Annotated in this window: 14 protein-coding genes and 1 tRNA gene; 11 read left to right on the forward strand and 4 right to left on the reverse strand. The window is 63.8% G+C overall.

Annotated elements, in window-relative coordinates; genetic code table 11:
* The first annotated feature begins 82 nt into the window (after window positions 1-82).
* The 9 genes from purU (at window position 83) to AX690_RS20015 (ending at window position 8,823) form a co-directional block, all read left to right on the forward strand.
* Window positions 83-925, forward strand: a complete 843-nt coding sequence (gene purU, locus AX690_RS19985) for a formyltetrahydrofolate deformylase (protein WP_066683664.1) — start codon at window positions 83-85, stop codon at window positions 923-925.
* An 85-nt stretch (window positions 926-1,010) separates the two neighbouring features.
* On the forward strand, window positions 1,011-2,078 hold the full coding sequence (gene rfbB / locus AX690_RS19990; RefSeq protein WP_066683666.1) for a dTDP-glucose 4,6-dehydratase: 1,068 nt from the start codon (window positions 1,011-1,013) through the stop codon (window positions 2,076-2,078).
* Window positions 2,078-2,947, forward strand: a complete 870-nt coding sequence (rfbD, locus tag AX690_RS19995; protein ID WP_066683668.1) for a dTDP-4-dehydrorhamnose reductase — start codon at window positions 2,078-2,080, stop codon at window positions 2,945-2,947. The genes rfbB and rfbD overlap by 1 nt, the downstream gene beginning before the upstream one ends.
* A gap of 116 nt (window positions 2,948-3,063) precedes the next feature.
* Window positions 3,064-3,936, forward strand: a complete 873-nt coding sequence (gene rfbA / locus AX690_RS20000; protein WP_066683670.1) for a glucose-1-phosphate thymidylyltransferase RfbA — start codon at window positions 3,064-3,066, stop codon at window positions 3,934-3,936.
* A gap of 81 nt (window positions 3,937-4,017) precedes the next feature.
* Window positions 4,018-5,298, forward strand: a complete 1,281-nt coding sequence (locus AX690_RS20005) for a serine hydrolase (RefSeq protein ID WP_066683671.1) — start codon at window positions 4,018-4,020, stop codon at window positions 5,296-5,298.
* Between the two features lie 90 nt (window positions 5,299-5,388).
* Window positions 5,389-6,459, forward strand: a complete 1,071-nt coding sequence (locus AX690_RS22490; protein WP_369798232.1) for a DNA cytosine methyltransferase — start codon at window positions 5,389-5,391, stop codon at window positions 6,457-6,459.
* Window position 6,460: 1 nt separating this feature from the next.
* A complete protein-coding gene (locus tag AX690_RS22495; protein WP_082769771.1) occupies window positions 6,461-7,270 on the forward strand; it encodes an ATP-binding protein in 810 nt (269 codons plus the stop codon).
* A 140-nt stretch (window positions 7,271-7,410) separates the two neighbouring features.
* Window positions 7,411-8,397: a cysteine synthase A gene (gene cysK, locus AX690_RS20010; protein WP_066683672.1), complete on the forward strand. Its 987-nt coding sequence runs from the start codon at window positions 7,411-7,413 to the stop codon at window positions 8,395-8,397.
* Window positions 8,398-8,412: 15 nt separating this feature from the next.
* Entirely contained in the window at window positions 8,413-8,823 is a 411-nt protein-coding gene (locus AX690_RS20015) for a very short patch repair endonuclease (RefSeq protein ID WP_066683674.1), read from the forward strand.
* Between the two features lie 22 nt (window positions 8,824-8,845).
* On the opposite strand, the gene AX690_RS20020 is transcribed toward AX690_RS20015, so the two are convergent.
* The 3 genes from AX690_RS20020 to AX690_RS20030 all read right to left on the reverse strand — a co-directional run bounded on the left by AX690_RS20020 (window position 8,846) and on the right by AX690_RS20030 (window position 11,354).
* Window positions 8,846-10,606 (reverse strand): ATP-binding protein, encoded by a 1,761-nt coding sequence (locus AX690_RS20020; RefSeq protein WP_066683675.1) that lies wholly within the window; start codon window positions 10,604-10,606, stop codon window positions 8,846-8,848.
* Window positions 10,607-10,747: 141 nt separating this feature from the next.
* The gene (locus tag AX690_RS20025; RefSeq protein ID WP_066683676.1) at window positions 10,748-11,047 is read right to left on the reverse strand and encodes a DUF167 domain-containing protein; all 300 of its coding nucleotides are present in this window, start codon (window positions 11,045-11,047) and stop codon (window positions 10,748-10,750) included.
* A complete protein-coding gene (locus AX690_RS20030; RefSeq protein ID WP_066683677.1) occupies window positions 11,040-11,354 on the reverse strand; it encodes a YggT family protein in 315 nt (104 codons plus the stop codon). The genes AX690_RS20025 and AX690_RS20030 overlap by 8 nt, the downstream gene beginning before the upstream one ends.
* Window positions 11,355-11,467: 113 nt before the next feature.
* Here AX690_RS20030 and AX690_RS20035 point away from each other — a divergent pair.
* Together AX690_RS20035 and AX690_RS20040 are read left to right on the forward strand one after the other, a co-directional pair.
* Window positions 11,468-11,543, forward strand: a tRNA-Ala gene (locus tag AX690_RS20035).
* Window positions 11,544-12,112: 569 nt separating this feature from the next.
* Window positions 12,113-12,841 (forward strand): hypothetical protein, encoded by a 729-nt coding sequence (locus AX690_RS20040; protein WP_066730532.1) that lies wholly within the window; start codon window positions 12,113-12,115, stop codon window positions 12,839-12,841.
* Window positions 12,842-13,103: 262 nt separating this feature from the next.
* Here AX690_RS20040 and AX690_RS20045 read toward each other — a convergent pair.
* Window positions 13,104-13,396, reverse strand: a 293-nt coding sequence (locus tag AX690_RS20045) for an integrase core domain-containing protein (protein WP_156449738.1), incomplete at its 5' end; no start/stop codon positions are given.

Below are 13,396 nucleotides of genomic sequence, written 5' to 3' on the forward strand. Positions count from 1 at the left end.
TCGTTGTCTGAGCGATTTCATGCCCATGAGCCTCGACGGCGGGCTTTTCTTGGCGGCTGCGGTTCTCTAGAGGGAGCGGACCATGATCCTGACCCTCTCCTGCCCCGACCAGCGCGGCATCGTCGCCAAGGTGTCCGCCTTCCTCTTCGAGCGCGGCTGCAACATCCTCGACGCTCAGCAGTTCGACGATCAGGAAACCGGTCAGTTCTTCATGCGCGTGGTGTTTGACGCGGATGGCGCGGATCGGGCCGCGCTGCGCGAGGAGTTCAGCGCGCTGGCCGAGCCGCTGAAGATGAAGTGGACGCTGCGCAACCGCGCCGACCGCTATCGCGTGCTGCTGCTGGCCAGCAAGTTCGACCATTGCCTGGCCGACCTGGCCTACCGCTGGCGCATCGGCGAGCTGCCGATGGATATCACCGGCGTGGTCTCGAACCACCCGGCGCAGACCTACGCCCATATCGACCTGTCGGACCTGCCCTTCCATCACCTGCCGGTCACCAAGGAGACCAAGTTCGAGCAGGAAGCCGAGCTCTGGAAGCTGATCCAGGAGACGAAGACCGACATCGTCGTGCTCGCCCGCTACATGCAGGTGCTGTCGGACGGTCTGGCGGCCAAGCTGCAGGGCCGCTGCATCAACATCCATCACTCGTTCCTGCCTGGCTTCAAGGGGGCCAAGCCCTATCACCAGGCCCACGCGCGGGGCGTGAAGCTGATCGGCGCCAGCGCCCACTACGTGACCGGCGACCTCGACGAGGGTCCGATCATCGAGCAGGACGTCGAGCGGATCAGCCATCGCGACACGCCGGAAGACCTGGTCCGCAAGGGGCGCGATATCGAGCGTCGCGTGCTGGCGCGGGCCCTGCGTTACCGTCTGGAAGACCGCGTGCTGCTGAACGGCCGCAAGACGGTGGTGTTCACCGACTGACGGCCCGCTTCGGCCTCGACGGTTGCAAGTACACTAAAAACTGGAGTACGGGCTGGCTCTTCGAATGCCGAGGGCTATCCAGCGCATGTCGCAGCAGAATCTCCGCGTAATGGTGACCGGTGGGGCCGGTTTCATCGGCTCGGCCGTATGCCGCCACCTGGCGGGCCAGAACGACGTCGCGATCCTCAACTTCGACAAGCTGACCTACGCCGCCTCGCCGGCCAGCCTGGCGATGCTGGAGGGCAAGGCCGACTACCAGTTCGTCCAGGGCGACGTCGCCGACGCGGCGGTGGTGTCGGCGGCAGTCAAGGCCTTCCGGCCGAACGTGATCATGCACCTGGCCGCCGAAAGCCATGTCGACCGCTCGATCACCGGCCCCGGCGAGTTCATCCAGACCAACATCGTCGGCACGTACGTCATGCTGCAGGCCGCTCTGGAGCACTGGCAGGGCCTGACGGGCGAGGACAAGGACCGTTTCCGGTTCCACCACATCTCGACCGACGAGGTGTTCGGCAGCCTAGGCGCCGAGGGCCTGTTCAGCGAGACCACCCCCTACGATCCGCGCTCGCCCTATTCGGCGTCCAAGGCCTCTTCGGACCACCTGGCCCGCGCCTGGCATCACACCTACGGCCTGCCGGTCGTGGTCTCGAACTGCTCGAACAATTACGGCCCCTATCACTTCCCCGAGAAGCTGATCCCACTGGTCACGCTGAACGCGCTCGAGGGCAAGCCGCTGCCGGTCTATGGCAAGGGCGACAATGTCCGCGACTGGCTGCATGTCGAGGATCACGCCCGCGCCCTGCACCTGATCGCCACCCGGGGCGCGCCCGGCGAGAGCTACAATGTCGGCGGCCGCAACGAGCGCACCAACCTGCAGGTCGTCGAAGCGATCTGCGACGTGCTCGACGAGCTGCGTCCGCTGCCGGGCCAAACCCGCCGCGAGCTGATCACCTTCGTCGCCGATCGACCGGGTCACGACGCCCGCTATGCGATCGACGCCACCAAGCTGGAGACGGAGCTGGGCTGGAAGGCGCAGGAAACCTTCGAGACGGGCCTGCGCAAGACCGTCCAGTGGTATCTCGACAACGAGGCCTGGTGGGCGCCGCTGCGCGAGCGCTACGCCGGCCAGCGCCTGGGGCTGAAGACCGCCTGATGACCGGCCCGCGCATCGCCTTGTTCGGGGCCAACGGACAGCTGGGCTCGGATATCGCCAGGCAGGCGGCGGCGCGCGGCCTGGATCTCGTCGCCGTGACCCGCGCCCAGCTCGATGCGGCCGACCCGTCCGCGAGTTTCGACGGCCTAGCCTTCGATGTCGGGGTCAATTGCGTCGCCGTCACGCGCGTCGACGACTGCGAGAAAGACCCCGCGCCCGCCGTGGCGATCAACGCTCACTTCGCCGGACGCCTCGCCAAGGCCTGCGCCGCGAAGGGCGCGCGGTTGGTCCAGGTCTCGACAGACTATGTCTATGGCGGCCAGACACAGCGGGAGCCGCTGTCCGAGGAGATCGGCCGGGCGCCGGTCAATGTCTACGGGGCGACCAAGGCGCTGGGCGAGGATCTGGCGCGCCTGGAGCACGACGACGTCATCGTCGCGCGCGTGGCCTCGCTGTTCGGCGTGGCCGGCGCCAGCGGCAAGGGCGGGAACTTCGTCGAGACCATGCTTCGGTTCGGACAGGAACGGGGCCGCCTGACCGTCGTCGCCGACCAGGTCATGTCGCCCACCGCCTCTTGGGACGCTGGCGAGGCGATCCTCGACCTGATCGCGCGCCAAGCGTCCGCCGGCGACTATCACGTTGTCAATTCGGGCGTCGCCAGTTGGTGGGAATTCGCCTCGCGGATCATCGAGAGGGCCGGCGTCAACGCCGAAGTCGCGCCGATCCCGACAAGCGAGTTTCCCACGCCCGCCCGCCGTCCGCCCTACAGCGCGCTGTCCAACGCCAAGCTGGCCGACGCGATCGGGCGGCCCATGCCGCACTGGACCGATGCGCTCGATCGCTATCTCCAAGCCAAGGGCCGGCTCTGAGCGCGCCTCAAATCCTCCACGATCATCGCGTTGAACCGCCGACCTCCACGCGAAAGGCTTCACGTTTCGCGCAAATCCGCTCTAGGTTCGAGCGTCAGGACTGAAGAAGAAGACGTATGAAGGGCATCATCCTCGCCGGCGGGTCGGGCACGCGTCTCCACCCTGTGACCCTGGCGATCAGCAAGCAACTGCTGCCGGTCTTCGACAAGCCGATGATCTACTATCCCCTGTCGGTCCTGATGATGGCCGGCGTGCGTGATGTCCTGATCATCTCCACGCCGCGCGACCTGCCGTTGTTCGAAGGGCTCCTGGGCGACGGCGCGCGGTGGGGGATCAACATCAGCTATGCCGAGCAGGCCAATCCGAACGGCCTGGCGGAGGCCTATCGCATCGGCGCGGACTTTGTCGGCGCCGAGCCCAGCGTCCTCGTGCTGGGCGATAACCTGTTCTACGGGGCGGGCCTGGGGCGGATCCTGCAGGGCGCCAAGGAGCGTTCGAAGACCGGCGCCAGCGTCTTCGCCTATTTCGTCAATGATCCGCAGCGTTATGGCGTCGTCGAGTTCGACGCCGACGGCAAGGCGATCTCGATCGAGGAAAAGCCCCCGAAGCCGCGCTCGAACTGGGCGGTCACCGGCCTCTACATGTACGACAACCGCGTCGTCGACTTCGCCCGCGACCTGAAGCCTTCCGCGCGCGGCGAGCTGGAGATCACCGACATCAACCGTCTCTATCTGGAGGCCGGCGCCCTGTCGGTCGAGCGGATGGGCCGTGGCTTCGCCTGGCTCGACACCGGCACCCACGACAGTCTGCTGGAAGCGTCCGAGTTCGTGCGCACGCTCGAACACCGCCAGGGCCTGAAGATCGGCTGCGTCGAGGAGGTCGCTCACCAGAACGGCTGGATCTCGAGCGAGCAGCTGCTGAGCCTGGCCCACGAGCTGAAGAACTCGCCCTATGGCGCCTATCTGAAGATGATCGCCTCGCACGGCTGATCTACGACCTCGAGCCCCTGGAAAACGGCTTCGGCCTCGGCGACAGTCCGCGCCGATAAGAAAGTTCGCCGGGAGTTCGTTGTGTCCAGGAAGTTGATCCCCGTCGCCATTGCGGCCGCGCTGTTGGCCGTTCCGGCGGCTCCGGCCCTCGCGAGACAGGCCCCGGCGTCCGCCGCGCAGTCGGCCGAGATCAAGATCGACAAGGCGCGGATCGACGCGGCGTTGAAGGCCATGGTCGATAGCGGCCGGGCGGTCGGCGTCTCGGCCCTGGTCTGGCAAGACGGCCGCGAGCGCTATTTCGGCGCCGCCGGCCTGGCCGATCGCGAGGCGGGCAAGCCGATGCGCCGCGACACCTTGGTGCAGATCTATTCGATGACCAAGCCGGTCACCGGCGTGGCCCTGATGCAGCTGTGGGAGCAGGGCAAGTTCGGCCTGGACGATCCGTTGTCGCGCTACCTGCCCGAGTTCGCCGACATGACGGTGATGGACGCCCAGGGGCAGACGCGTCCGGCCAGCCGACCGATCGTGATCCGCGATATCCTGCGCCACACGGCGGGGTTCTCATACGGTGGAACGGCGACGCCCGCCGATGCGGCCTTCTCGGCCCTCGATCCGCTGAACCTGACCAACGACCTTTCCGAGTTCAGTCGCCGCCTCGCCAAGGCGCCCTTGCTGTTCGATCCCGGGGAGCGCTGGAGCTATAGCGCCGCCGTCGATGTCCAGGCGCTGCTCGTCGAAAGGCTCTCCGGCCAGCCCCTTGAGGCCTATGTGAAGGCGCATATCCTGGATCCGCTGGGCATGAAGGAGACCGCGTGGACACAGCCCGAGACGGCTTTCCCGCGCCTGGCCGCCGTCTACAACAAGGGCGCCGATGGCCGGCTCGCCAAGGAGGATCCCGCCGAGACGCGGCGCATGAACTTCGATCCGACGCGCCGCCTGACCATGGGCGGCGCTGGGCTTGTCGCCTCGATCGACGACTACGCCCGCTTCTCGCGGATGCTGTTGGGCGGCGGATCGCTGGAGGGCGTGAAGATCCTCAATCCCTCGACCGTGCGCCTGATGGCGACCGACCATCTGGATGCGCGGGCGACAAACCGGTCGTGGCTGCCCAGCAAGGGCTCCGTCGGCTTCGGCTTCGACTTCGCGGTCCGAACGCGGCAGCCGCAGACGCCGGCCGAGAACCGGGGCGCGGTGGGCGAGTTTTTCTGGGACGGCCGTGACAGCACCCTGTTCTGGGTCGATCCGGTCAACAGGCTGACCGCCGTCTTCTTCGTCCAGACCTTTCCGTTCGACGCCACCCTGCACCATGATCTCAGAGCGGCGGTGTATGGACCCGACTATCTGGGGCCGAAGGGCGACTAGGCGGCCCTGGCGCCTGGGCGCGAACAGGCTAGTCTCCCGCCGATGACTCGCGCACGTCCAAGCTTCCTGGAATTCTTCGCCGGCGGCGGCATGGCCCGGATCGGCTTGGGCGAAGGCTGGACCTGCGCCTTCGCCAACGACTTCGATCCCCTGAAGGCGGCGACCTACCGCGCTAACTTCAAGGACGCCGACAAACATTTGGTTGAAGGCGACGTTTGGGAGATCAGAGCTGATAACGTGCCAACCGCCGACTTGGCTTGGGCTTCGAGCCCTTGCCAAGACTTCAGCCTAGCAGGCGCGCGCGCCGGGCTTAAAGGCGGGCGATCTTCTGCCTTTTTCGGTTTTTGGAGCCTGATTGAGGCCATGTCTGCGCAGAAGCGCGCGCCGAAGATAATAGTAATTGAAAACGTTGTTGGCCTGCTGACATCCCATTCGGGCAAAGATTTTCAGGCGCTTTGCCAAGCTCTCGCTGATCAGGGGTATTTCTTCGGCGCGCTCGAAATAGACGCGATTAAATTTGTCCCACAATCCCGGCCCCGCGTCTTTGTTATCGCCACCCGTGATCCTCCAAATCGAGAACTTACGGGACACTGTGAGTTCCAGTCGAACGGCGTGTGTATGGCTTTCGCGAGGTTGCCAGCTCATCTTCGGGCTAGGTGGCAGTGGTGGAAGTTGCCGTCTCCACCAGCACGAAACAATGAACTTCAGTCGCTTCTAGACGAGGATGAAGAAGTCACATGGCATACTGATAGCCAGTCTGAAGCTTTCTTGGGCCTTATGAGTGACGCGCACCGTGTGAAAGTTGAGCAGGTTGCTGCTGATGGCCGAATGCGGGTTGGCGCGGCCTTCAGGCGCATGAGGCAAGAGGGAGCGCGAAAGCATCAACGCCTAGAGGTTAGGTTTGACGGCGTGGCGGGATGCTTGCGAGTGCCTAGCGGAGGGTCGTCCAGGCAGGCATTGGTGTTTGTCGAAAGCGACAGGACAAGAAGTCGGCTGATATCTGGACGGGAGGGGGCTAGGCTGATGGGTCTTCCAGACACCTACAAGCTACCTAAAAGTACAAGCTCGGCACTTCATGTGATAGGTGATGGCGTAGTTGTAAATGTAGTGCGATTTCTATCGGAGAATCTTCTCATGCCACTGGTTGATCAGGAAAGATGAAATGCCGAAGCCCCGCGACAGAGATACGTGGAGGGGTCTTGATAGAATCGAAATATCTTTGATGAAGAGGATGAGCGTTAATGGCCTTCCTCGAGATTATATAATGTCCTTTTTTGTTAGGCCTGGCCGGAAAATATCTTCTGCTGCGCCAAGTGAGGTTATGACAAAATGTCCAGGAATTCCAATTGCCTCTGAAGATGACGTTGTTACTTACATAAATAGGCGATTGCGGGAGTCTGGGGAAGTTGACCGTCAGCACGGATTTAGTCCTGTCAGCTCAATCAGAGTTCGGGAAATACTTGAGCTAACACAAGATGGGCAGTCTGCTCTCCCGGGGTTTGAAAGCCATTTTGCCGAACTAAAGCTCGAAATACCTAAAGATAAAGCTGGGCGAGCAAAGATAGCCAAATCAATGGCTGCATTTGCAAACAATGATGGTGGGTATATATTTTTTGGAATAGATAATAGCGGAAAGATACTGGGGCTTAGGGCCGACGAAAACGTCGAAGAATTCTGGGACAAGCTATCCGATATCGTCAATAGATCTTTCGCGCCATTCTTCGTGTGGGAAAGAGGGCTGGTTGATGTCGGTGGGTTTCTTGTTGCGGTAATTTATATATATTCAGCGGATAGAAAGCCCATAATCTGCAGCACAGATTGTACAAATGAACTGAGCGAGGGATCGATATTCTTTAGGTACAATCGTAGTAGTGAAAGAATAAAGGCTGCGGATCTTATCCGTATTTTGGAGGAAAGGGACCGCGCGGCAATCGGACGTGCGGCGCAGGAAGAGTCCAACGGCGCTGCATAACTCGGCTTGCGGAAACCCTCCTGGAGCCCCTCATTGATAGCAAAACTGCAAGCCTTGCCGCCGAATGACCTCCTGACAGCGGGGGGATAGGGGTCTAGGGTGCGCCGCTTCCCGCAACCCCACGGCTCCGAGGTGTTCCGATGGACGACGCTTCCTCCCTCTATGACGCCGCCCGCTTCAAGCGCGCCGGTCGCGGCAAGGTCTATGACTCGATCATCGACACGATCGGCGACACGCCGCTGGTGCGCCTGCCGCGTCTGTCGGCCGAGCTGAAGCCCAAGGCCGAGGTCCTGGCCAAGCTGGAATTCTTCAACCCGATCTCGTCGGTCAAGGACCGCATCGGCGTCTCGATGATCGAGTCGCTTGAGGCCCAGGGCATTCTGAAGCCGGGTTCGACGATCGTCGAACCCACCAGCGGCAACACCGGCATCGCCCTGGCCTTCGTGGCGGCGGCCAAGGGCTACAAGCTCACGCTGGTCATGCCGGAAAGCATGTCGATCGAACGCCGGAAGATGCTGCTGCTGCTCGGCGCCAAGCTGGAGCTGACCCCGGCGGAGAAGGGCATGCGCGGCGCCGTGGCCCGCGCCCAGGAACTGATCGAAGCCACGCCGGGCGCGGTCATGCCCCAGCAGTTCGAGAACAGCGCCAATCCGCTGATCCACCGGGTTTCGACGGCTGAGGAAATCTGGAACGACACCGCCGGCGCCGTGGACGCGGTGGTCTCGGGCGTCGGCACCGGCGGCACGATCACGGGCGTCGGCCAAGTGCTGAAGGCCCGCAAGCCGTCGCTAAAGATGGTCGCGGTCGAGCCCGAGGCCTCGCCCGTCCTGTCGGGCGGCGCGCCCGGCCCCCACAAGATCCAGGGCATCGGCGCGGGCTTCGTGCCGGGCGTGCTGGATCGCGGCGTGATCGACGACATCGTCCAGGTCAGCAATGACGACGCCTTCGCCATGGCCCGCCGCGCGGCGGCCGTCGAAGGCCTGCCGGTCGGCATCAGCTCGGGCGCGGCGCTGGTGGCGGCTTTTGATCTGGCCCTCCGCGACGAGTACAAGGGCAAGACCATCGTCACGATCATCCCCAGCTTCGCCGAGCGCTACCTGTCGACGGCGCTGTTCGACGGGCTGTAGAGGCGCGGCGGTCGCTTGACCGACGTCTACGACAAGGAAAAGCGCTCCGCCGTCATGGCGCGGGTCAAGAGCAAGGACACTTCGCCCGAAAAGGCGGTGCGGCGCATCCTGACCCGGCTCGGCGTCCGCTACCGGCTGCATCGCAAGGACCTGCCAGGCAATCCCGACATCGTCATGCCGGGCCGAAAGCTGGCCGTTTTTGTCCACGGCTGCTTCTGGCACGGCCATGACTGCGCCAGAGGCTCCAGGGTGCCAAAGGCCAACCGCGACTATTGGCTAGCCAAGGTCGGGCGCAACAAGGCGCGGGACGAGAAGGCCCAGGAAGCCTTACGAGCCGACGGCTGGACCGTGGAGACGATCTGGGAATGCGAGCTCAAGGACGAACCTGGTTTGACGGCGAGATTGGCGCGGCGACTGGAGCGATAGCCTCGGCCGACGGCGCGCCGCGCTAGGCGGTGGTCCGCGCATGGGCGTCAGGCTTGGCCGCGGATGACGCCCGCGCCAGGGCGGCATAGAGCTCGAAAGGATCGATCGGCTTGGAGACGTGGTCGTTCATGCCCGCGGCGGCGAAGGAGTCCCAATCCTTCGGCGCGGCGGAGGCGGTGACGGCGATCACGGGAATGTCCCGGTTGGGCCCGCCGCCGGCGCGCAGGATCTGGGTCGCGGCCCGGCCGTCCATGCCGGGCATGTAGACGTCCATCAACACCACGTCGAAGGCTTCGGTTTGTAGAAGTTCCAGGGCCTGGTCCGCGGACTCCGCGAGGGTGGCGCGGACACCGAACGGCTGCAGCACCAGTTCCAGCGCTCTGCGATTGACGAGGTGGTCGTCGACGACCAGCACCCGCAGGTCGGCGATGGGCGGCATTGCGGGCGCGTCGGCCGGCGCTTCCGCGGTCTCCAGCGTGGCGCTGAAGGTGAAGCGCGCGCCTTGGCCGGACGGACTGCTGGCCGAAAGGTCGCCCCCCATCAGGCGCGCCAGTTCCCGACTGATCACCAGACCCAGGCCCGATCCGCCATGGTGGCGGGCGACGGCGTCGCTCAGCTGTTCGAAAGGCGTGAAGAGACGCGAAAGCGCGGCCTCCGGGATCCCGGGGCCGGTGTCGGCGACATCGATCGACAGCCGGACCGTGGAGTCCTCGATGTCGGAGCGCAGAACGACCGTGATCTCGCCGCGTGTCGTGAACTTCAGGGCGTTGGACAGCAGGTTGTTCAGCACCTGCCGAAGCCGCATGGCGTCGCCCATGACCCAACGGGGCAGGGCCGAAGCGCCCTTGACCCGCAGGCGTAGGCCCTTGCGCATGGCTTCGGGGCGCCAGAGCCTGACGGTGTCGGCGATCGTCTGGCGCAGATTGAATGGCGCCCTCTCCACCGACATCCGTCCGGCCTCCAGCCGGGAGAAGTCCAGCAGGTCGTTCAACAGGCCGCGCATCATTCCGCCCGCGTCAGCGATCAGCTGGGCTTGAACCTTCGACTTGGCGTCCGGGACATCGCTGCGCAGCCGATCGGCGCCCGCCATGATCGCGCTGATCGGCGTACGGAGTTCGTGGCTGATCATCGCGACAAAGGCCGACTTGGCGGCGACGGCCTCCTCGGCTTCGTGACGCCTGCGCTCGGCCTCGTCCTTGGCCTTCGCCTCGGCCCTGAGCGCGGTGCGCAGCGTGTGCGCCGCGATCGTCACCGTGGCGATCAGCAGCAAGGCTCCGAACCACAGGGCGTTGGCCAGGGGCGATCCCGGATTGGCGGCCCGCGCGACGAACGGCACGATCAGCAGATAGAGCACGTAGGGCGTGGCGGCCGAGACGATCGCGGTCCGCCGGCTTCCGTTGATCACCACAACATTCAGCAGCGCCCCCGCCAACAACATGGCGCCCAGGGTGGGGGCGAACCGCGCCTCGGAGGCGAACAGCGGCAGCGAGAGATACCCAAAGACCGTCGAGGTCAGCAGGGGAAGGGCGGTCACGGAGAGGCGTCGCCACACGGCCTGGACCTGAACCGAGCGGTGACGAACCCATTCGGCCCCGCCAAGTTCGACGAACTGCAAGGCCGCATAGGTCGCCGCCCAACCCCAGACCCAGCGCAGGTGGATGAAGACGTCCAGGATCAGGGCGATGGAGAAGGCCGCGACCAGGCGCAGAACCATATTCGCGCGCCGCGAAGCGAGCGCGTGGGCGGCCTGCCTTCTTTCCCTCACCGCGCTCATCAGCGCCATTCCCTTGAAGGCCCGACCGGGGCCTCAACGAGAGACTAGGCTCGAAGGCCTAAGAGGATGTGAAAAGAAACATGGTTGATCAATGACTTGGCCCAAGACTTGGCTCAAAGCGACCGTTTCCGCGCATTGAGCGCGTAACGATCAGGCGTCAGGCGGCGGCGGGCGGGGGCCGAACACGCGGTCAAGCTCAGCGCGATCGACGCCATCGAGCTCCAGTCGTTTGGTTCGCGCGGTGTCGCCTGACACGAGCCTTATGGCCGAGCGCGGAATCTTCAAACGCTTGGCCAGGAAGGCGATCAGGGCCGCGTTGGCGGCCCCGTCCACGGGCGGGCTGGCGACACGCACCTTCAGATAAGGTCGGCCGTCCGCGTCGAGCGCCCAGCCGTCCGCGGCGTCGCGGCCGCCGCGCGGCGTCAACCGTACCGCCAGGATCTCAGCCAAAGGGGCCGATCAGGGCCGCCTCAAGCGCCGGCAGGATAAAGATCTGAACGCCGCGCAGAAGCAGCAGCACGATGATCGGGCTGATGTCGACGCCGCCGATGGCCGGGATGAAGCGGCGGAACGGGCTCAGGATCGGGTCCGTGATCCGATCCAGAACGGTGGCGACATTGTAGACGAACTGGTTGCGGCGGTTGATCACCTCGAACGCGAACAGCCAGCTCAGGATCGCCGAGATCACAATGGCCCACCAGAGCAGGTCCACCAGCGCGTTAATGATGAAGAAGACGAGATGGATGATCGGGGCCATGGGTTTTCCGTCGATAAGCCTGAGCTTCTTGCCCCGCCAGAACGATGCTGACAAGGCGGCGTGATAACCCCGCTTGACGTGACGGCTCAGGGGCCGTATCTCCGCCGCTCCTTGGGGCCGTAGCTCAGATGGTAGAGCGCCTCGTTCGCAATGAGGAGGTCAGGGGTTCGATTCCCCTCGGCTCCACCAAGGATTCTATCTAAATAATTGTTTTTGCTTAGCAAAAGGCAGTGGCCCGCTGAGCAACCCCACGAATTTCCCCTCACTTTTCTCGTGCTTCAATGACACCGTCTGCGTTGCAGTGGTGCACGATGGGACAGGTTCCTTTTACAATAGTCGGGCAGCAGAACCGGCCAGCGCCCTACCACCTCGCATCCGGCAAAGCCGATAAGTTGGGGGCGGCCAGATGTTTTCGCCGAACCAGTCTGAGCAATAATTTGCCGCGATGTGGCTCATGATACGCCGTCACGCGGCCTAACGTCGCAGCCAGGCGGAGCCAGTAATTCTGGACCGCGAGCCTCTCCCCCATGGGAGACCGATAGCGCCATGCCTTCCTCTAAAGTTAAGTTGTATTGGAGGCTAGGAACAGCGAGCCGCGAAGACATCGCGCGGCCGGGCCGGCTTGGGCTAGGCACCTCGCAGACTTCTGAGCGAAATTCTCAACCTGGCAGGACGCGCACCCGATTTCTACAGCTTGGCCGCTAGCGCAAGGCGTGATTCGGTGCGAATGAAGGCACGGGGGTTGAGGGGCGGGTTTCTTGGACGGTTTTTCACTAAAAACAAACCCGTTCGCGCTGCTCGGGGTGTCGCCAAGGGCGAAAGTTGCCGAAATCGAAGAAGCGTTCGAAGACGCTGTTATCGATCGCCTGGAAGACGAGCAGTCTCTTCTGAAAACTAAGCAGCTTTTGTTGACCCCCAATGCACGGCTTTTTGCGGAGTTGTCATGGCTCTCTGAGGTCGCTCCACGCCGCGCTGATCAGCTTCTGGCGATGTTGGACCGTGCCGACACCGGCGCGCTGCTGAAGGCACTGCCTGATCTCCCGCCACTGTCGTCGGCTAATATCGCAGCCGAGGGCTGCGTTCGGCTGGGCGAAGTCCGGTTCATCACCCCTCTGCTTGAGGCCCACAACCAGCTAAAACAGGAGGCCACCTTCGACTGGGTCAACAGCACTCGGGCGACCGCAGGATTCGCTCGCGTGGAAGCGTCGCAAATCCAGGATGCTTTGCGCGCTCTGCGGAGCAGCCATGCCCGGTCGGTAATTGCCGCTATTGCTGGGCGCCCAAATCCCGCAGCCGCGCTGACGGCAGTTCTGGAAAGCTGGCACGACCCGCGAGACCTCCTAATGAAGGAGGTTCTCCGCGAGTACGATAGTTGGTCCAGCCCTCACTTGGGGGAGATCGAGCGCGACATCGACGCGGCTCTGTCAGATCTGATGGCGGGTTGTGATGGTGCGGTGGACCGCGTCAACAACCGGCTGGCCGCCTGAGACGACCTGAGCCAGCCTGCCCAACTCTACAGCCAGCTTTCTGGTCTGGACGAAGAGCGATCACTTCGCATTTACCGGCGAGTTCGCAGCCACTGTATTGACCTCGCCAACGATCATCAGCGCTTCGCCGACGCCCATGCGGTGGCCACGGTGATGCGTGAGTGACCTGCCTCTGAACTTTCATCCAGCGCGGACCAGAGTCTCGGCATTGGTTGACCTTGCCCCCAACCTTGGACCAGGTCGGGCCGGGATTTCTCGCCGGTCAGGCGCCGGGCGGGCCATATGGCCCGGCGCCGTTCATCAGCTCGATCGGGCACTTGTCGCCAATCGCGCTGTGGGGACGATGTTCATTATAGTCCCTACGCCAAGCCTCGCATTTTGAACGGGCGTCGTCGAGGGACATGAACCAGGCGGTGTTCAGGCATTGGGCCCGGACCTTGCCGTTGAAGGATTCCGCGAAGGCGTTGTCCGTCGGCTTGCCAGGCCGGCTGAAGTCCAAGGTGTCAAACGGCACGCAATCGGGACCCCCTATCGGCGCCCAATAGGGACCCCCTC

Source organism: Caulobacter sp. CCH9-E1, from assembly GCF_001556515.1.
GTDB lineage: Bacteria > Pseudomonadota > Alphaproteobacteria > Caulobacterales > Caulobacteraceae > Caulobacter.

What these genes read in the sequence shown, in the direction of transcription:
- AX690_RS20030 (WP_066683677.1), bottom strand. Translation starts at nt 11,354, where the DNA reads ATGGCCCCGATCATCCATCTCGTCTTCTTCATCATTAACGCGCTGGTG.
- AX690_RS20020 (WP_066683675.1), bottom strand. Translation starts at nt 10,606, where the DNA reads ATGGCGCTGATGAGCGCGGTGAGGGAAAGAAGGCAGGCCGCCCACGCG.
- purU (WP_066683664.1), top strand. Translation starts at nt 83, where the DNA reads ATGATCCTGACCCTCTCCTGCCCCGACCAGCGCGGCATCGTCGCCAAG.
- AX690_RS22490 (WP_369798232.1), top strand. Translation starts at nt 5,389, where the DNA reads ATGGCCCGGATCGGCTTGGGCGAAGGCTGGACCTGCGCCTTCGCCAAC.
- AX690_RS22495 (WP_082769771.1), top strand. Translation starts at nt 6,461, where the DNA reads ATGCCGAAGCCCCGCGACAGAGATACGTGGAGGGGTCTTGATAGAATC.
- rfbB (WP_066683666.1), top strand. Translation starts at nt 1,011, where the DNA reads ATGTCGCAGCAGAATCTCCGCGTAATGGTGACCGGTGGGGCCGGTTTC.
- rfbD (WP_066683668.1), top strand. Translation starts at nt 2,078, where the DNA reads ATGACCGGCCCGCGCATCGCCTTGTTCGGGGCCAACGGACAGCTGGGC.
- rfbA (WP_066683670.1), top strand. Translation starts at nt 3,064, where the DNA reads ATGAAGGGCATCATCCTCGCCGGCGGGTCGGGCACGCGTCTCCACCCT.
- cysK (WP_066683672.1), top strand. Translation starts at nt 7,411, where the DNA reads ATGGACGACGCTTCCTCCCTCTATGACGCCGCCCGCTTCAAGCGCGCC.